This is a genomic window from Clostridium sp. TF06-15AC (assembly GCF_003481165.1).
Lineage (GTDB): Bacteria > Bacillota > Clostridia > Lachnospirales > Lachnospiraceae > Otoolea > Otoolea fessa.
Genome location: NZ_QUKS01000006.1, coordinates 166,717 through 186,298 on the forward strand (window position 1 = coordinate 166,717; position 19,582 = coordinate 186,298).

The 19,582-nt window shown below is 49.3% G+C and carries 15 protein-coding genes and 1 riboswitch; of the genes, 13 read left to right on the forward strand and 2 right to left on the reverse strand.

The annotated features are described in order from the left end of the window. The 13 genes from DXC57_RS12530 to ribE all read left to right on the forward strand — a co-directional run bounded on the left by DXC57_RS12530 (nucleotide 1) and on the right by ribE (nucleotide 16,649). The gene (locus DXC57_RS12530; protein WP_118652913.1) at nucleotides 1–1,077 is read left to right on the forward strand and encodes an iron-containing alcohol dehydrogenase family protein; all 1,077 of its coding nucleotides are present in this window, start codon (nucleotides 1–3) and stop codon (nucleotides 1,075–1,077) included. A 103-nt stretch (nucleotides 1,078–1,180) separates the two neighbouring features. Then, nucleotides 1,181–2,527: a YjiH family protein gene (locus tag DXC57_RS12535; RefSeq protein ID WP_147354101.1), complete on the forward strand. Its 1,347-nt coding sequence runs from the start codon at nucleotides 1,181–1,183 to the stop codon at nucleotides 2,525–2,527. 511 nt (nucleotides 2,528–3,038) lie between these two features. After that, complete coding sequence (locus DXC57_RS12540) at nucleotides 3,039–4,352, forward strand: ATP-binding protein (RefSeq protein ID WP_118652917.1); 1,314 nt, start codon at nucleotides 3,039–3,041, stop codon at nucleotides 4,350–4,352. 82 nt (nucleotides 4,353–4,434) lie between these two features. Then, entirely contained in the window at nucleotides 4,435–4,824 is a 390-nt protein-coding gene (locus DXC57_RS12545) for a pyridoxamine 5'-phosphate oxidase family protein (protein WP_118652919.1), read from the forward strand. A gap of 229 nt (nucleotides 4,825–5,053) precedes the next feature. Beyond that, complete coding sequence (locus DXC57_RS12550) at nucleotides 5,054–6,922, forward strand: TIGR03960 family B12-binding radical SAM protein (RefSeq protein WP_107001291.1); 1,869 nt, start codon at nucleotides 5,054–5,056, stop codon at nucleotides 6,920–6,922. Nucleotides 6,923–6,935: 13 nt separating this feature from the next. Continuing rightward, the gene (locus DXC57_RS12555; protein WP_118652921.1) at nucleotides 6,936–7,742 is read left to right on the forward strand and encodes a TIGR03936 family radical SAM-associated protein; all 807 of its coding nucleotides are present in this window, start codon (nucleotides 6,936–6,938) and stop codon (nucleotides 7,740–7,742) included. Between the two features lie 105 nt (nucleotides 7,743–7,847). After that, nucleotides 7,848–9,125 carry a ribonuclease E/G gene (locus DXC57_RS12560; protein WP_118652923.1) on the forward strand — a complete coding sequence of 426 codons (1,278 nt, stop codon included), beginning with the start codon at nucleotides 7,848–7,850 and terminating at the stop codon, nucleotides 9,123–9,125. A 40-nt stretch (nucleotides 9,126–9,165) separates the two neighbouring features. Further along, nucleotides 9,166–10,527, forward strand: a complete 1,362-nt coding sequence (locus tag DXC57_RS12565; RefSeq protein ID WP_022359656.1) for an NCS2 family permease — start codon at nucleotides 9,166–9,168, stop codon at nucleotides 10,525–10,527. Between the two features lie 669 nt (nucleotides 10,528–11,196). Next, nucleotides 11,197–12,588 (forward strand): MATE family efflux transporter, encoded by a 1,392-nt coding sequence (locus DXC57_RS12570; protein WP_118652925.1) that lies wholly within the window; start codon nucleotides 11,197–11,199, stop codon nucleotides 12,586–12,588. A 134-nt stretch (nucleotides 12,589–12,722) separates the two neighbouring features. Beyond that, a riboswitch (FMN riboswitch) is annotated at nucleotides 12,723–12,838 on the forward strand. Nucleotides 12,839–13,078: 240 nt separating this feature from the next. Continuing rightward, nucleotides 13,079–14,221 (forward strand): bifunctional diaminohydroxyphosphoribosylaminopyrimidine deaminase/5-amino-6-(5-phosphoribosylamino)uracil reductase RibD, encoded by a 1,143-nt coding sequence (gene ribD / locus DXC57_RS12575; RefSeq protein WP_118652927.1) that lies wholly within the window; start codon nucleotides 13,079–13,081, stop codon nucleotides 14,219–14,221. A gap of 47 nt (nucleotides 14,222–14,268) precedes the next feature. After that, complete coding sequence (locus DXC57_RS12580; RefSeq protein WP_118523239.1) at nucleotides 14,269–14,916, forward strand: riboflavin synthase; 648 nt, start codon at nucleotides 14,269–14,271, stop codon at nucleotides 14,914–14,916. Between the two features lie 15 nt (nucleotides 14,917–14,931). Beyond that, the gene (locus DXC57_RS12585; RefSeq protein WP_107001076.1) at nucleotides 14,932–16,134 is read left to right on the forward strand and encodes a bifunctional 3,4-dihydroxy-2-butanone-4-phosphate synthase/GTP cyclohydrolase II; all 1,203 of its coding nucleotides are present in this window, start codon (nucleotides 14,932–14,934) and stop codon (nucleotides 16,132–16,134) included. Nucleotides 16,135–16,178: 44 nt separating this feature from the next. Beyond that, nucleotides 16,179–16,649 (forward strand): 6,7-dimethyl-8-ribityllumazine synthase, encoded by a 471-nt coding sequence (ribE, locus tag DXC57_RS12590; protein ID WP_022359479.1) that lies wholly within the window; start codon nucleotides 16,179–16,181, stop codon nucleotides 16,647–16,649. Between the two features lie 126 nt (nucleotides 16,650–16,775). On the opposite strand, the gene DXC57_RS12595 is transcribed toward ribE, so the two are convergent. Both DXC57_RS12595 and DXC57_RS12600 read right to left on the reverse strand, forming a co-directional pair. Further along, nucleotides 16,776–17,798, reverse strand: coding sequence for a TAXI family TRAP transporter solute-binding subunit (locus DXC57_RS12595; protein ID WP_118652929.1), 1,023 nt, complete (start codon nucleotides 17,796–17,798; stop codon nucleotides 16,776–16,778). 414 nt (nucleotides 17,799–18,212) lie between these two features. Beyond that, nucleotides 18,213–19,466 carry a sodium/glutamate symporter gene (locus DXC57_RS12600; RefSeq protein ID WP_107001073.1) on the reverse strand — a complete coding sequence of 418 codons (1,254 nt, stop codon included), beginning with the start codon at nucleotides 19,464–19,466 and terminating at the stop codon, nucleotides 18,213–18,215. Nucleotides 19,467–19,582 lie beyond the last annotated feature (116 nt).

Genomic DNA, 19,582 nt, shown 5'->3' on the forward strand with positions numbered 1-19,582 from the left:
ATGACTTATTCGGTAAATTTTGCGAATTATACAATCGGAAAAGAAGCATATAAAAATGTAAATGAAGTGTGCCGCCAATACGGTACGAAAGCGCTGCTGATCGGTGGAAAACTGGCATTGGAGGCAGGAAAGGAAAAGCTTCTGCAAGCGCTTGCAGAAGGGGAAAATCCGGTCACGATCGTGGATACAGTCCTGTTTGGAGAGGACTGTACCTATGCCGGGATGGAAAAAATTGCTGCACACGTAAAAAAATGCGGTGCGGATATGATTTTTGGCATGGGAGGCGGCAAGGCGCTGGATACAGCGAAGGGAACGGCTGAAAAATGCGCCCTTCCGGTTTTTACCTTCCCGACGATCGCGGCAACCTGCGCGGCGACGACGGCCCTCTCGGTTGTCTATAAGGAGGACGGAAATTTTGACAGTTTCTACTTCTATGAGAAACCGGCGCGCCACAGCTTTATTGACACAGAGATTATTGCCGCTGCCCCGGAGTGCTACCTGCGGGCGGGAATCGGTGATACGCTGGGAAAATACTTTGAGTGCCATTTTTCCGCGAGAGGCGACCGGCTGACGCACAGTTCGGCGCTTGGACGTGAAATCAGCAATATGTGTTATCTGCCGCTTCGGGAGTATGCAGAAAGTGCGCTGGAGGAATGCCGGAAACATCAGGCGGGCGAGGCGCTGGAGCAGGCGGTTCTTGCCAATATCGTGAGCACCGGACTGGTATCGCTTCTGGTTCTGGACGATTATAACGGTGCGATTGCCCATTCGGTCTACTATGGACTGGTGCTGCTGCCGGGGTTTGAGGAGAAAAATCTTCACGGCGACGTGGTGGCATATGGAGTGCTGGTCCAGCTGATGGTAGATGGAGAAGCAGAGAAAGCGCGGGAAATGAAGGGATTTCTTGAAAAGCTTGGAATCCGCACCACCTTAGCCGAGATGGGGGCGCCTCTTGAGAGAGAAGCGCTTACGGCTGTATTGAAAGAGATTGTGACCGGTCCGGATATGGAGCATATTCCGTATGAGGTGACGGAAGACATGGTTTATAACGCCTTATGTAAGGTGGAAGAATTATAGTCAATAAAGGGTGCAGCTGAACAAAATTCCGTTGCTGGGCACGCATGCGCGAACAGTTACGGATGAAAGATTCTGGGAGAAAAGCAAAACGAGAGGAGACAATATGGAAAAATCATATGTGACAGCGAAGAATCTATGTAAATTTCTGTTTGGTTCAGCATTTGGTGTTTTGATGTTCCTTGTGCCGATTCCGCAGGGAGAATCATTTACGACACTGCTTGATTTTCTGAAAAGCTGGATTAAGGGACTATTTGGTGCGAGTTTGCCATACATCATTATGGCGATTCTGGTGGTATCGGCCGTGGTCAGTTTGTATGACTACATCGCAAAGCCGGATTGGATTCGGAAGAATCATTATCTGTCCAGAGCTTTTTCGACCACACCGCTGTATCTTGTTTCTAAGATAATTGGTGCGGTATTTGCCATTATGGTTGTATTTAAAATCGGACCGGAGCAGGTGATTTCCGCCGATACCGGAGCAACCATGGTGGATCTGTGCGGAACGCTGTTCAGCATCGTTATCGCCTTTAGTTTTATCATGCCGTTTCTGACTGACTGCGGAATTATGGAATTTCTGGGTGTGATCGCAAGACCGGTAGTTCGCCCGCTGTTCCATGTACCGGGAAGAGCTTCCATCGACCTGATTGCATCCTGGTTTGGTGCCTCCAATGCGGCGGTTATCCTGACCAGAGAGCAGTATATGAAGGGCTTTTACACCAGGAGGGAGGCTGGATATATCATGACGAACTTCTCTCTGGTATCCATTCCGTTCTGTCTGATGGTAGCAGATACCATGGGAATTTCCAATATTTTCCCTCCATTTTACCTGTGCATCTGTGTAGTGGGAATCATCCTGGCTGTCATCATAGCTAGAATTCCACCGATCTGTACCATTCCGAATACCTATAGAGAGGCAGTTGGAAAGCAGATTGATGAGGATATTCCACAGGAAAAAGGGATGTTTGCTTATGCTCTGGAGATGAGCTGCAAGCGTGCGGATAAATTTACTGCAAAAACAGTAGTCACAAGCGGTTTTGAGGTTCTGATGGGCATGTTTTTTGACCTGATTCCCATCGTAGTATCCTGGGGAACCATTGCCCTGATTATCGCGACCTACACTCCGTTCTTCAGCTGGATTTCTTATCCGATGGGAATGTATTTGCAGGCACTGGGAGTTCCGGAAAGCTTTGCAGCAGCACCGGCAACACTGGTTGGATTCACAGATATGTTTATTCCGGCGCTTCTGTCGGTGGGACTTACCTCCGTGAAGACAAAATTTGTGGTCGGTGTCTTATCTCTGGTTCAGATTATATATCTGACAGAGGTAGGAACCATTATCATCAAAAGTGAGATTCCGCTGAATTTCTGGAAACTGCTGGTTATCTTCCTGGAGAGAACACTGGTTGCGATTCCGTTGATTGTACTTTTTGCCAATATGATTGGACTGTAAAGTGAATAAAAATCCAAGAATGCATCTACATTCTGAAATCAGAAATCAAATTAAAACATTATAATCTTCGATGCCTCGTTGGGAAGCCAACGGGGTATTTTTTTACCCAATCAGGCTGTATAGGACACCTCATTTTTGATGTCTTTGGACGGTGCGGGAAGCATACTGATTGGAATCCTTATATCTATGATATAGCTTTTTGCAATACAAAAAGACTTTACATATGGCTATAAAAATCAACTGTATTCCAAGCGGAACCTTCCCCCATTTTCTGGAACTCGAAAAAGAAGAAACGCTTTCGGTCTATCTGGAGGCCGTCAAATGGGCGCTTCTGGAAGAATGAATATGTCCGAAAAAATGTTGGAATTATAATAATATTAATCGAAAAAATGTGATTTATAATAAAATAATGTCCGCAAAAATGCTGTTTAGCAATGGAAATATGCCCTGAAAAGTGTTAAGATAGAATACAGATGCTTTTGGATGTATATGTTGCGCAGGAGGTTTCTTAATGGAAAGAGAGCTGTTTACGAAACTGGAACGATGGATGAATAAAAAGAACAGAAAGCCGCTGATCATACAAGGAGCGCGCCAGGTCGGAAAAACCTGGATTATGAAGGAATTTGGAGCCAGGTTCTATGAAAATACAGTCTATATCAATTTTGATAATAATAAAGCAATGAAGGAGGTATTTGACCTAGACTTTGACTTAAAGCGGATCCTTTCTGCAATCAAAATTGAGTACGGAAAGAGTTTTCAGGCTGAAAATACATTGATTATTTTTGATGAGATCCAGGAAGCACCAAAGGCGCTGGCATCTTTAAAATATTTCTATGAGAATGCACCGCAGTATTCTATCATTGCAGCTGGTTCCCTGCTCGGTGTTGCATTACATCAGGGAACATCCTTTCCTGTTGGGAAAGTTGATTTTTTAAAATTATGCCCTATGAGCTTCAATGAATTCATTTTGGCAGTTGGTGAAAAGGGGTTGCATGAAGCGTTGAGGTCCCAAGATTATGAACTGATCAATGCATATGCCGGGAAATATACGGATTTGTTAAAAAAGTATTATTATGTGGGCGGAATGCCAGAAGTAGTCCAGACATATATTGATTCCGATGATCTATTTGAGGTACGTGAGATCCAAAACAATCTTCTGCAGTACTATGAAGAGGATTTTAGCAAACATGCGCCAAAGGAAGTTGTTCCGCGCATCATGATGGTCTGGAATTCGATTCCTTCCCAATTGGCTAAGGAAAATCGTAAGTTTATGTATGGAGCACTACGAGAGGGTGCACGGGCAAAAGATTTTGAACTTGCAATTCAGTGGTTGGAAGATGCAGGGTTAATCCTGAAAAGCTATAGAGTATCAAAGCCGGATATTCCACTGATTGCGTACATGGAAATGAACAGTTTTAAAATGTTCATGTTCGATGTGGGATTGTTAACAGCAAAGGCCGGACTATCAGCAAGACTTCTATTGGAGGGAAGCCGGATCTTTGAAGAATTCAAGGGGGCACTTACGGAACAGTATGTTGCACAGGAGTTACACGCTGCAGGATATCCGCTTTATTATTTTGCAACAGCACGATCAACTGGAGAGATAGATTTTATGTTGCAGGGAGATTTAGACTGCGTTCCGATTGAGGTGAAGGCAGAACAGAATCTCCGTGCCAGGAGTTTGAGGGCATTTTGCGATAAATATAAGCCGGGCATGGCGATTCGTAGCAGTATGTCAAATTATAAGCAGGAAGACTGGCTGACAAATGTTCCGTTATATATGCTTGCGGAATATTTGAAAAGAACAATATATGTGGTAAGCTGATAACAATTTACCTCAAAACCAACGGGGTATTTTTTGTTCTGAATCAGACAATACAGAAGTTCGCGCTAAGCGAACTAATGAAATGGAGGTTCTGGAGTCCCTTCACGGCAATGTAGTATGTGCATTAGCTGCCGGAATCGGTGACTATGTGCGATGTACTCTCTTGGAATATAGCTATCACGATGGCCAGTTTTGGATTTTTACAGAAGGCGGCGAGAAGTTCATAGGACTTGAGAGGAATAAAAATGTCAGTCTTGCTGTCTTTGAAAAGCCCCCGGACTTTGGTGCGCTGAAAAGCGTACTGGTCATGGGAACGGCAAAGCTCATCGAGCCGATGTTATTTGAGATTCCTGAATTTGATGAATATTCGGAAAACTTGATAAAAAGTTCGATGATAGGAGTTCGAAAAATTTTTTTCGGGAAAGAATCTGTTGCGGAAACGCGGGAAATACCGTATAATAATGCGGTCTGATCTGCACATATGCAACAGATTTGTCCGTAAAAAAATGAAAAATCAGAATTGTGCGTATTTCAGAAACAATTTTTTGCTGTAAGAGTGAAAAAAAGTTATGTAAACTGTCTGCAAAAAAATACTTGACAAGAATTTGTGTTTTTACGCTTACGGAGAAGAACAAAAAAAGAACTAAAAAACAGCGATGAACACATCGCAAAAAATGAGAAATGTAGGTAAAAATAATTTTATGAGAAAATTAGCATTAAGTGATGAAATCCTTCTCAAGATCTCCCAGCCGGCGCGTTATATTGGCGGCGAGGTGAATATGGTGAAGAAGGATCCGTCGAAGGTAGCAGTCCGGTTTGCCATGTGCTTTCCGGATGTGTATGAGATCGGTATGTCCCATCTAGGCATCCAGATTCTTTATGATATGTTCAACCGCCGGGATGACGTTTACTGTGAGCGTGTTTATTCCCCGTGGATGGACTTAGATCCGATCATGCGGGAGCAGAAGATCCCGCTGTTTGCTGTTGAAAGCCAGGATCCGATCAAAAAATTTGACTTCCTTGGAATTACAATCCAGTACGAAATGTGCTACACCAATATTTTGCAGGTGCTGGAATTATCACAGATTCCGCTCCATGCAGAAGATCGTACCGAGGAGGATCCGATCGTTATCGGCGGCGGTCCGTGTACCTACAATCCGGAGCCGATCGCGCCGTTTTTTGATCTCTTCTATATGGGCGAGGGCGAGGTGGTTTATTTTGACCTGATCGACCGCTACAAGGAGATCAAGGCGCGCGGCGGCAGCCGGAAGGAATTTCTGGAGCAGGCGGCGCAGATTCCGGGTATCTATGTGCCGGGATTTTATGATGTGACATACAAAGAGGACGGCACGATCGAGGCGATGACGCCGAACAACCCGCACGCGCCGCAGACCGTTTCCAAGCAGCTTGTCATGGATATGAGCGATACCTGGTATCCGGAGAAGCCGGTGGTTCCGTATCTGCGCGCGACGCAGGACCGTGTGGTTCTCGAGATCATGCGCGGCTGTATCCGCGGATGCCGTTTCTGCCAGGCGGGCATGGTATACCGCCCGGTGCGTGAGCGCAGTCTGGAGGAACTGAAACGTCTGGCGCGGACGATGCTAAAGAGCACCGGACATGAGGAAATTTCGCTGAGTTCGCTGAGCTCCAGTGATTACACGAAGCTGGAGGGAATCGTCAATTTCCTGATCGACGAGTTTGACGGAAAGGGCGTCAATGTGTCCCTGCCGTCCCTGCGTATTGACGCATTTTCCCTCGATGTCATGAGCAAGGTGCAGGACGTGAAGAAGAGCAGCCTGACCTTTGCGCCGGAGGCGGGATCCCAGCGTTTGCGTAACGTTATCAACAAGGGTCTGACCGAGGAAAACATTTTAAATGGTTCTGCCGAGGCGTTCAAGGGCGGCTGGAACCGCGTAAAGCTCTACTTCATGCTGGGACTTCCGACTGAGACCGTGGAAGATATGCAGGGCATTGCCGAGCTTTCGGAGAAGGTGGCGGAAGTGTACTATGACACGGTTCCGAAGGAACAGCGCCACGGCAAGGTGCAGGTAACCGCCAGCACCTCGTTCTTTGTGCCGAAGCCATTTACCCCGTTCCAGTGGGCGCCGATGTGCACGAAAGAGCAGTTCTTGGAGCGCGCGAGCATCGTCAACCACCGCATGAAAGAGATGTTAAATAAGAAGAGTCTCCGCTATAACTGGCATGAGGCGGATGTGACCGTGCTGGAAGGTGTTCTGGCGCGCGGCGACCGCAAGGTGGCAGCTGTGATTGAGGAGGCATACCGCAAAGGTGCAATCTACGATTCCTGGTCCGAGTATTTCAACAATGATATCTGGATGAAGGCGTTTGAGACTTGCGGCGTGGACATTGATTTCTATACGACGCGTGAGCGAAGCCTTGATGAAGTGTTCCCGTGGGATTTCATCGACGCGGGTGTGACGAAGGATTTCCTGAAACGCGAGTGGGCGAACGCACAGGCGGAAACGGTAACGCCGAACTGCCGGATGCGCTGTTCGGGATGTGGTGTCCGTAAGTACGGCGGCGGAGTCTGTTTCGAAGAACGGGCATGAGGAAGGAGCGGTCATGAAGATACGAATTAAATTTCAAAAACAGGGAACGGTGCGTTTTATCGGTCATCTGGACGTGATGCGTTACTTCCAGAAGGTGATGCGCCGGGCGGAAGTGGATATCCGTTATAGCGAAGGATTCAGCCCGCACCAGATCATGTCGTTTGCGTCTCCGCTCAGCGTGGGGCTTATCAGCCATGCGGAGTATGTGGATATTGATGTCAATTCCAGCGGAAATTCGACCGGGATGTTGCGCCGCTTAAATGAGGTCAGCGCCGAGGGGCTGGAGGTGCTCAGCTACCGCGAGCTTCCGGAGACGGCAAAGAATGCGATGTCGCTGGTGGCAGCTGCTGATTACACATTCTGGTTTAAAGAGGGATTTGCACCGGAGGACGGCAGCAGTGTAGAAGAATTTTTCGGGAAATTCCTGACATTCTGCAAAAACGAGACAATTCCGTTTGTGAAGCAGACGAAAAAGGGCGAGAGAACCGTGGATCTGCGTCCGCTGATCTGTGAGGCGCGAATCGCGGAGCGGAAAGAGTATGTTCCGGCGATGGTCGCAGACTGGTATCCGGATCTGGAAAATGAGACGGTTGAGGAGGAAAAACAGGCAGAAGGAATCTGTGTCTTCCTGCGTCTCTTATCGGGCAGTGCGGCAAACGGAAAGCCGGAGCAGGTATTGCAGGCATTCTATGAGAGTCTGGGGCTGACCTACCGCCCGTTTGCCATTCAGGTCGAGCGCGAGGAGCTGTATGCGGACGAGGGCGCCGAGGGCGCACCGGAGTATGTGCCGCTTGAGGCGTATGGAAGCGAGATTGTGTAAATGCTTCAATGTTCATTAAGAGATGAAATGCGAAGCGCCAGCAAAATCCGGCTGCAGTTAGCGCGAAGTGTGAACGGCAGCAAAAAATGAGAGGAGACGAAGAGTTTGGATCAGTTAATAGTGACAAAATGGAAGGATCGAAGCCTGACGGCGCTCCTCTCGGACGGGCACTGCCGGTCGCTGACGCTGGAATCTGGCGATGAAAGCCTGCTGGGGAATATTTACATCGGCAAGGTGAAAAATATGGTAAAAAACATCAACGCCGCGTTTATTGACCTCGGCGGTGGAAAAACCGGATATTTCAGCCTGGCGGAGAACCCGGTTCTGCTTTATACAGACGAGCTGAACCAGCTGTGTTCATTCGGATATTCTGGAAATTCTGAGAAGAAAGTAAGTCCACGGAAACTAAAAGCTGGAGACGAGCTTCTCGTCCAGGTGTCCCGCGACGCCCTGAAAACCAAGGATCCGTCCGTGACCTGCTGTCTGAATTTTCCGGGAACCTATATGGTTCTGACGGTTGGAAAACCGCAGATCGGATTTTCGGCAAAAATCAAGGATAATGCCTGGAAAGAGAAGGTGCGGGAGGAACTTCTGACACATAAGGATGAGCGTTTTGGACTGATTGTCCGGACGAACGGGGCGTCGGCTTCCATCGAAACACTCTGTGCCGAGACAGAGAAGCTGAAACAGCAGATGGAAGAACTTTTTGCCCGGGCAGCCTGCCGCACCTGTTACAGCCTTTTAGAGCAGGGTACGCCGCCCTATATCCAGAGTCTTAGGGATGCGAAGAAAGGAACCCTTTCGGAGATCATCACAGATGTGCCGGAGTATGCGAAGAAGATTGAGGCATGGCTGGAGGAAGAGAAGGAAGAGGACAAGGAACAAAAAGAAAATCAGACCCAGGCAGATAAAAATGAAAGCATAAAACAGGCGGTTCCGAAATTGTCCCTATATACAGATGAGAACCTTCCATTAATGAAGCTGTACCGCCTGGAATCGGTGCTTAAAAGTGCGTCGGATCGCCGTGTCTGGATGAAATCCGGTGGATATCTTGTGATTGAACCTACGGAAGCGTTGACAGTTATCGATGTCAATACGGGGAAATACACCGGCAAGAAGACACCGGCGGAGACCATTCTTAAGATTAATCTGGAGGCGGCGCATGAGGTGGCGCGCCAGCTTTCCCTGCGGAATCTTTCCGGTATTATTATTGTGGATTTTATCGATATGGAATCGAAAGAAGATCAGGAGACGCTGATGCGGACGCTCGGGGAAGAGCTTTCCCGTGATCCGGTCAAAACGATCCTGGTGGATATGACGCGGCTTGGGCTGGTGGAGATCACCCGCAAAAAGGTGCGCCGTCCGCTTCATGAGATTTTGTAGCGGTTGAATCATAGAATGAAAAACACAAGGAGAAGAAAAGATGTTTGAAAAAGTATTTAAGCTATCCGAGCATCAGACGACCGTAAAGACGGAAGTCATGGCTGGAATTACGACCTTTATGACGATGGCGTACATTCTGGCAGTTAATCCGAGCATCCTCGGATCGACCGGCATGGACCCGACTGCGGTGCTTCTGGCTACGGCTCTGGCATCATTCATCGGTACTGCCTGCATGGCATTTATGGCGAACCTGCCGTTCGTTCTGTCCGCAGGCATGGGGCTCAACGCGTATATGGCGTATACGGTGTGCGCGGGCTATGGCTATAGCTGGCATGTTGCACTGCTGGCTGTATTTGCAGAGGGTCTGATCTTCATCGTGCTGTCTCTGACAAACGTGCGCGAGGCGATCTTCAATGCGATTCCGTTGACTTTAAAGCGCGGTGTGTCCGTCGGCATCGGTCTGTTCATCGCATTTATCGGTCTTCAGAATGCGGGACTTTCAGTAGACTCTTCCACACTGGTAACGATCATCAGCTTCCCGGAAAATTTCCATACCGCAGGTATCTGCGCGCTGCTGGCGCTGATCGGTCTGTTTATCATGGCGGTTTTATACACCTACCGTGTAAAGGGCGCGATTCTGTACGGCATTCTGGGAACCTGGATTCTCGGTATGCTGTGCCAGGTAACCGGCATTTACACACCGGACGTAGAGAATGGTTTCTACACCCTGTTCCCGACCCTGGGAATCACCGATTTCTCCAAACTGGGAGAGACATTTGGTAAATGCTTTACCGTTGACTTCGATGCAGTTGGAATTATCAATTTTATCGTAGTTATTTTCTCATTCCTGTTTGTAGATATTTTTGATACACTTGGTACATTAATTGGTGTAGCAACCAAGGCAGACATGCTGGACGAGGAAGGCCGTCTTCCGGGTATCCGTCCGGCGCTGATGGCAGATGCGATCGCAACTTCCTTTGGTGCGGTATTAGGTACTTCCACAACGACTACCTTCGTTGAGTCTGCATCGGGTGTTGCAGTCGGAGGACGTACCGGTCTGACTGCCCTGGTATCGGCACTCCTGTTCCTGCTTTCCACCCTGTTTGCACCGATTTTTACGGCGATCCCGTCCTTTGCGACGGCTCCGGCATTAATCATGGTTGGCTTCCTGATGGTGGGAACTGTAACCGAAATTCGTTTCGATGAGGACAATATCACCGAGGCAATCCCGGCATATCTGGCAATCATCGCCATGCCGTTGTTCTACAGCATTTCCGAGGGTATTTCCATGGGAATTATCTCTTATGTGCTTTTGAATGTGGCAGCAGGAAAAGCAAAGAAGATCACTCCGCTGATGTATGTGCTGGCGGTGCTCTTCGTTCTCAAATACATTTTCCTGTAACAACTTGTAATAATTTAACCCCTGAAAACTTGACGAAAACAGGTTTTCATAATAAAATAGTCTATATCAAAAAAAGTTTTTAAAATTTTTTTGATTAACGTGCAATAAAATGCGTATGCAGCGCATTAACTTATTGAACGGATGAAAATCATTCCCGCGCGGAAGAACGCGGACAGAGACGAACAAAAAAAATCAAGTTACTCGAAATTCCTTGATGCATTACACTCCGTTACGAACTGTCCAAGATTTTCTGCTGGGATCTTTTCGGTATCGGTTGACAACCAGCAACCGATATTGGGTAAAAAGCGCCGGACCTGCTTGCAGTGCCGGCGCTTTTTACTGTACAAAAAAGGGGTAATTTTTATCAGGAATATCTCATTGACATTTTGGCGGGCAGACGGTATAAAGGACAGAGGGTAACTGTTCACAGGTAGGAATTTTCTGAACTGAAAATTCCGTACGATACAGTTCTGGCAGCAGATTTTGCCGATTTGGAATGCGCAGCATCGGCAAAATCCCGTTGCTGGGCACACGTGTGTGAACAGTAACGACAGAAGAGGGAGTAGACTCTGGCGAAAGAAACACGCATGGAACCAGTTCTGGGAGGAAAAGTTAAGAAAACATGAAAACAAAACAGCAGGGCGGGTTTCATACGGAGGTGGGATACATATGAAGATAGAAAATGATTTGGGGCGGGACGATATCCGGCGGCTGGTGCTCCGTCTGGCGATTCCTTCGATGCTGGCGCAGTTTATCAATGTGCTCTACAGCGTGGTCGATCGAATCTATATTGGAAATATCCCGGTGATTGGGGAGACGGCGCTTGCGGGCGTCGGCGTCAGCGGACCGATTGTGACGCTGATCTCCGCGTTTGCCTATCTGGTCGGTCTGGGCGGCTCGCCGCTCATGAGCATCCGTATGGGCGAGGGGCAGGATGAGAAAGCGAAAAAGATTCTGGCAAACAGCTTCTGGATGATTGTCGGGCTGTCGTCGGTTCTGACGTTGGTTCTGTTTGTATTTAAACGAGAAATTTTGACGCGGTTTGGTGCGAGTGAGGCGATTCTGCCGTATGCGGAATCGTACTTTACGATCTATCTGCTGGGAACGGTCTTTGCGCTGCTTTCGATCGGAATGAACCAGTTTATTATCTGCCAGGGATTTGCGCGGATCGGAATGATTTCGGTGGCGCTCGGTGCGGTAACGAATATTGTGCTGGATCCAGTGTTTATTTTTGTGTTTGACATGGGCGTGGCGGGGGCGGCGTTTGCCACGGTTCTGTCACAGTTTGCGTCGGCGGTCTTTGTCCTTCGTTTCCTGCGAGGAAATCGCGTGCTTCTGCGGCTTGAATTTGAATGTCCGCAGGTGAAGACAGTCTGTAAGATTGCGCTGATGGGACTGTCGCCATTTTTGATTATCGCATTTGACAATGTGCTGATCATTTCGCTCAATACGGTAATTCAGATGTATGGCGGCGCGGAGGCGGACATGCTTTTGACCTGTACGACAATCGTGCAGAGCTTTATGCTGATCGTGACGATGCCGCTCGGAGGCATTACATCGGGAACGGGTGCGATCCTGGGCTTCAATTTCGGCGCGGGACGTCCGGATCGGATCCGGAGCGCACAGAAGTATATCACATTGCTGGCGGTGGTGCAGTGCAGCATCATGTTCCTGTTTTCACGGACGCTGGCGCAGTATTTTGTGTATCTCTTTACGCGCAATGAGTCCTATGTGGAACTGACCGTCTGGGCGATCCGGGTCTACACGATGGGGATTATTCCACTGGCAGTCCAGTATGAGGTCGTAGATGGATTTACCGGAATGGGCGTGCCGTCGGTGGCGATCTCGCTGTCAATGTTCCGGAAGCTGCTGTACCTGGTCAGCGTGTTCCTGATTCCGGTGTTTGCGGGAGTTGAAAATGTTTTCTACGCAGAAGTGGTATCGGATTTCGGCGGAACGACGGTGTCGGTGATCGTGTATCTTCTTTTGATTGGGCGCATTATGGGGCGCTGTGTAGAGCGCGCGAAATTGAACGGGAAAGCAGTGGAAGCAGACACTTGAAGCGGCGCTTAAAATGGCTGAAAATGTGTGTCAGATAACGCTGTCATCCATCAATAAATGAAAAAAATAATGGATTGACAAACGGATTCTCTGGATCTATAATGCAATACAGATAATGAATGACAACAAAATAACGATATCTTCAGGGCAGGGTGTAATTCCCGACCGGCGGTAAAGTCCGCGAGCGCATGGCGCATGATTTGGTGTAATTCCAAAACCGACCGTATAGTCTGGATGAAAGAAGAGAAAACGTAAATAAAAACGGCGGTGCCGGGAAGCTTCCAGATACACTCCCCCGGATGATGGATATGGCGGATATATACCGCTATGGCAAAAGAGGGAGAAAAGTCATCGAGAAAGGATGCATAAAAAATATTTACGATAATTAATATCATAAAAGATGTTATGGAATAAAAATTATAAGCCCTGAGATGTGGAAATAAAAGTGTTTCACATTTCAGGGCTTTTTGCATGGAAAGGCGGGGAAAAGATGGAACGAATCCACGTAAAGGTTCCCGGTGAGCAGCCACAGGATCGGGAATATATGAAGCAGGCGTTAGCGCTGGCAGAAAAAGGGCACGGATGGGTCAATCCGAATCCAATGGTCGGCGCGGTGCTGGTAAAGGATGGACGCATCATCGGCGAGGGATATCATACACGATATGGACAGCTTCATGCAGAGCGGGAGGCATTTAAGAATGCGGCAGAGCGGGGCGAAGAGACGGCGGGAGCAGATTTATATGTGACGCTGGAACCTTGCTGCCACACCGGAAAACAGCCGCCGTGCACGGAAGCGGTGCTGGCATCCGGGGTGAAGCGCGTGATTGTCGGCTGCACGGATCCGAATCCGGTGGTGGCAGGGCGCGGCATCCGGCTTCTGAGGGAAAAGGGGCTGGAAGTGGTGGCCGGAGTTTTACGCGGAGAGTGTGAACGGCAGAATGAGGTGTTCTTTCATTTCATGCGGACGAAACTGCCGTTTACGGTGCTGAAATACGCGATGACACTCGACGGAAAGACGGCGACGGTGTCGGGCAAATCCCAGTGGATCACGGGCGAGGCGGCGCGGAAGCGGGTGCATGAGGACCGCGGGCGTTATATGGCGATTCTGACTGGCGTTTCGACGGTGCTGGCGGACAATCCGCAGCTGACCTGCCGGATTCCGGGCGGGAAAAACCCGATCCGGGTGATTGCAGATACGAACCTTCGGACACCGCTTTCATCGATTGTGGTACAGACCGCGCGGGAGACGCCGACCTGGATTGTGACGGCGGTATCGGATGCCGGAAGGAAGAAAGCATATGAGGACGCCGGCTGTCGTGTTTTAAGTGTCCCGGCAAAAGAGGGAGAACTGGATTTGCAGGCGATGATGCAGCGGCTGGGCGAGGAGAAAGTGGATAGCGTGATGGTCGAGAGCGGCGGGACGCTGGCATGGTCGTTTTTAAAGGCAGGGCTTGTGAACCGGGTGCAGGCCTATATTGCACCGAAGATTTTCGGAGGTGCAGGCGCCCCGACCCCGGTGAGGGGAACCGGCGTGGATGCGCCGCCGGAGGCATTTCTTCTTAAAAAGCCGGAGGCAGTGTGGCTGGGAGAGGATCTGCTGCTGGAATATGAGGTGTCCGGTCAAGATGCATGAGGCGGTGTTAGAACGGGAAAAAATCGCTGATTTGAAAAGGAGAAAAGATGTTCACAGGAATCATAGAGGAAGTGGGAAGGATCCGTGCGATTGAGCGCCAGGCAGTCTCGGCACGGCTGACGGTTGCTGCGTCTAAGGTGCTCTCGGATGTTCATCTGGGCGACAGCATTGCGGTCAACGGTGTGTGTCTGACGGTCACGTCATTTGGGAGAGATTATTTCTGTGCGGATGTAATGCATGAGACGCTGAACCGTTCGTCCCTGGGGGCGCTGGGTGTCAAAAGCCCGGTCAACCTGGAGCGGGCGATGCTGGCGGGCGGACGGTTTGGCGGACATATCGTCTCCGGTCACATCGACGGAACCGGAACCATCCGGGATGTGCGTCGGGACGGAAATGCCGTCTGGTATACGATTCAGGCCCCAGAACCGATTCTGCGGCTGATTGTGGAAAAAGGATCGATCGCGATCGATGGAATCAGCCTGACGGTCGCACGGGTGGATCACGTATCATTTTCCGTTTCCATCATCCCGCATACGCTGCAGGAGACAGCGCTAGCGTTTAAGCGGGCAGGCGATATCGTCAATCTGGAAAATGACTGCATTGGAAAGTATGTGGCGAAGCTGATAGGAGCGGAAGAAGAGGATAAGGCAGGAAAGGGCATGACAAGAGAATTTCTGCAGCGGTATGGATTTTAATAGAGGAGGAGAACAATGAAGCAGTTTGATACAGTTGAAAAGGCTCTGGACGAGCTGAAACAGGGACATTTAATCCTGGTTACGGATGACGAGGATCGCGAAAACGAAGGCGATCTTATCTGCGCGGCAAGTTTTGCCACGACAGAAAATGTCAATTTCATGGCGACGCATGCGAAGGGCTTAATCTGTATGCCGATGAGCGCAGAAATCTGCCGGAAGCTGCAATTCCCACAGATGGTGATGGATAACACGGATAATCATGAGACGGCGTTTACCGTATCGATCGACCATAAAACGACGACCACCGGTATTTCTGCCGAGGAGCGCGGTATTACGGCGCGCGCGTGCGTGGATCCGGACACAAAGCCGGAGGATTTCCGCCGCCCGGGACATATGTTTCCTCTGATGGCGAAGAAAAACGGCATTCTGGAGCGCAACGGTCACACAGAGGCGACGGTAGACCTGATGCGGCTTGCAGGGCTGCCGGAATGCGGTCTGTGCTGCGAGATCATGCGCGAGGATGGAACGATGATGCGGTCGGAAGAATTATTTGCGATGGCAGAACAATGGGGTCTGGCGATGATTTCCATTAAACAGCTGCAGGAGTACCGCAAGAGACATGAAAAGCTAGTCGAGTGTGTGGCAGAGACGCGGATGCCGACGAAATACGGCGAATTCCGCGCGTATGGCTACCTGAATCTCTTAAATGGAGAACACCATGTGGCACTCGTCAAGGGCGATATCGGAGATGGGAAAGATGTACTCTGCCGCGTGCATTCGGAGTGCCTGACCGGCGATGCATTTGGTTCCCTGCGGTGTGATTGCGGACAGCAGCTTGCGTCGGCGATGACCCAGATTGAGAAAGAGGGACGAGGCGTTCTCCTCTATATGCGGCAGGAAGGACGCGGCATCGGGCTTTTAAATAAGCTGCGCGCCTACAAGCTGCAGGATGGAGGCATGGACACGCTGGATGCGAACCTGGCGCTGGGATTTAAGGGCGATCTGCGGGAATACTACATTGGTGCACAGATTTTAAAGGATCTGGGAATCAAGACGCTGCGTCTTCTGACCAATAACCCGGATAAGGTATATCAGCTTTCGGATTTTGGCATGGAAATCAAGGAGCGCGTGCCGATTCAGATGGAGGCAACGCCGTATGATGGATTTTACCTGAAAACGAAGCAGGCGCGGATGGGACATATTTTGAATTTTAAATAGAAAAAGTGACAGGCGAAAATAGATCGTCGGAAAGGATGGTACTTATGCGTACATTTGAAGGAAACGTAGTAGCGGAAAATAATATGAGGATCGGAATTGTGGCGGCACGATTCAATGAGTTTATCACCTCGAAACTGGTCGCAGGCGCGCAGGATGCGCTGCGCCGTCACAATGTCTCGGAGGAGGACGTAGATGTTGCGTGGGTTCCAGGTGCTTTTGAGATTCCGCTGATTGCGTCGGAGATGGCGAAGTGCGGAAAGTATGATGCGGTGATCTGCGTGGGTGCAGTTATCCGTGGAAGCACAAGCCATTATGATTATGTGTGCAGCGAGGTTTCGAAAGGAATCGCCCAGGTTTCTCTGGCAAGCAGCGTGCCGGTTATGTTCGGTGTGCTGACGACGGATACGATCGAGCAGGCGATCGAGAGAGCGGGAACAAAGAGCGGAAATAAGGGATTTGACTGCGCGATGGGAGCAATCGAGATGGTGAATTTGCTGCGGGAGATCCGGAAGTAAAAATAATCAGGTAATCGGGCATCGAAAAAGCCAGGACTGCGGAATGCTGCAGCCCTGGTTTTTTGTCTTAGGAAAATTCGTCCATGCGCCAGGTTTTGGTGTTACCTGTTTTTGTTTGCTATCATGTTACTCTGTTTTCAACAGCCCCTGTTCCGTATAATATTTCTCAGCTCCCGGATGCAGCGGAATAGGAAGCTGGCTGCATATATATTCCGGATCAGATAAGTTACTTAAGGATGGGTGGGTGCTGATCAGTTCTTCACGGGATTCGTCGAGAATCTTGGTGATGGTGTAGACCAGCTGTTCGTCCATGGATGCGTCCACGCAGAGAAGGCATTTGATTCCGAAGGTTTTCAGTGTCTCGGTTTGTCCCGGATAGGTGCCGGCTGGGACAGTGGCGCGGACGTAGAAGGGGTTGGCTGCAAGAATTTTTTGCAGTTCTTCGTCAGTGTACTCCAGCAGGCGGCAGGGCGTCTGGCTGGCCAGGTCGGTCAGGCTGTGGACCGGGATTCCGGCGAAGCTGTGGACGGCGTCGAGTTTACCGTTTAAGACAGAGTCCACGCTGGCGGAGAAGCTGTAGTTTTCAAGGGCAGTGTTGGCAATATTGAGCCCGGCTGCCTTGAGAGCGGTGCGGGCGGAAAGCTCTGTGGTGGATCCTTCTGGTCCGACGGCAATGTGGTGTCCGGCGAGTTCATGAACGTAGGAGATATGCTCGGACTCCGGCGCCATCCAGGTGGACAGGCTTGAATAGACGGCCCCGATCGCCCGCAGGGATTCGACCGGATGACCGGAAAATTCGTCCGTTCCCTGATAGGCGGAAAATGCCACATCGCCGCTGACCAGTCCCATATCAAATTGTCCGTTTTTGATATTTTCCACGTTCGTGTAGGAACCGTTGGAGGCGCTTAAATTGACCTTGAGCTGTTCATCATGTCCGCTTAAAACAGAGGCGATGGCACTGCCAACCGGGTACATGGTTCCGCCGCTGTCGGCAGTTCCGATGGTCAGAACGTGCAGCTCTTCATCTGCTTCGCTGGGATGGTCGTTGACCCGCGTATCTGCGGCGGTGCTGCCGGAACAGCCGGAAAGTCCGAGCAGGAAGGTAAGAAGCATCATTGGTGCCAATTTTACTAGTTTTTTTATTTTCATAGATCTCACCTTTTCGTAGTTTATCAGTATATAAAAAAACGCAGCGGTTCTGTCGAATGCTGCCTTAGCGATTAAAAGAATATTAAAACTCTATAAAAGTATAACATAAAAAACAGTGATAAGACAAGACCAAGGAAGAGGAAAATATAAATGTAACTGTTCACAGGTAGGCACTTTTGGAACCGAAAGTGCCGTAAAAAAACGTGGTGGCAGCAGGAATTTGCCGTATTTAAATGCGAAGCCACGGCAAATTCCGTTACTGGGCACGTATGCGTGAACAGTAACAAAAAAGAGCGTCCGGTTTATGTGGGGGAACCGGACGCTCTTCTTTCAGGTTACATTTTCAATTGAGCTTTAGGTATGTTGTTATATAAAAGATGTCTTATATGAAGTGTTCCTATCTCGTCTCAGTGATTATTTTGTAATCAGGCTGGAGAAGATGGAAAGGAAAATCGGGTTGTAAATATCGTCGATGATAACTGCGAAGGACGGATACAGAACCCAAGCAACGGTGTGCCATCCATACTGATCCATAACGGCTTTCTCGTTTGCTACTGCGTTCGGACCTGAACCACAGCCCCATCCACAGTTACCAGCTGCCATAACAGCTGCACCGTAATCGCGGCCAAATACGTTGAAGGATACGAAGATTGCAAAGAGTGCCATCAGGATAGCCTGTGCAAGGAGGATGATACCCATCTGACCAGCTACCGGAGCCAGCTTTGTGATATCGATGGTCATCAGAACCAGTGCCAGGTAGAGTTCCAGGAACATATGCTCGATAGCGTCGATCTCCGGAACCGGGAATTCGATACCAGCTGCATCCATGATGTTTCTTGCGATAGCACCTGCGAACAGACAGCCGATGAATTTCGGCATCTCGATCATCGGGATGTTGTCTAACAGGCAGTAGATCGGCATACCAAGTGCTGCTACAAGCAGAGACAGGGCAAAGGCTTTGATCATACGGGTGTTGTTAAGAACAGCTGCTGAACCTGCTTTTGCGGATTCCGGTCTGTCGTTCGGGTCAGATTTCAGACCGTGACGGGAAATCAGGAAAGCTGCAACCGGGCCACCGATTAAGGAACCCATGATGTTGCCCATAGTACCGGCTGCTACACCGACTGTGGTTGCATCCGGAGCACCCATGTTCTCGAAGATAGGACCAAATGCAGAAGCAGTACCAACACCGCCGGACATAGCTGAGGAAGAACACTGCAGAGCCAGAAGCGGATGAAGACCGATGGCGCTGCCTACCAGGTAACCAACGACATCCTGTAAGGTAATCAGGACACAGGCTGCAACTGCGATTGCGATACAAAGCTTTCCGCCTGCATGCTTTAACATCTTGTAGCTGAAGCCGAAACCTACGCACAGGAAGAATAAGTTCTGGCATAAGTCTTTCACGATTTTTGCATCAAAGGAAAAACCGATGATTCCGGAACCCTTGATGATAGATACAACAACAGAAAAGATGATACCGGAAATAACCGGAGCCGGTATAGCATATTTTCTGAGCAGGGCGCTGTGAGCGACAATCGCGCGTCCTAAGAAGATAACGATGGCTGCGAAACCAAGTGTGGTCAGATACTCGAACTGGAATGTTGCGATGGCACCGTCCGCTGCCGGTGTGTAAGTTCCAAAGTATCCCATAATGTGTTCTAACATAGAACTTCCCTCCATTCTTTTTTTAAGAATTTGTTTATTTCTTTTATAAACAGTTTATAAGATTGAAAAAGGGAAGTCAATTTATGTAATTTTAAATACAGTTTTGTAAGTATTGT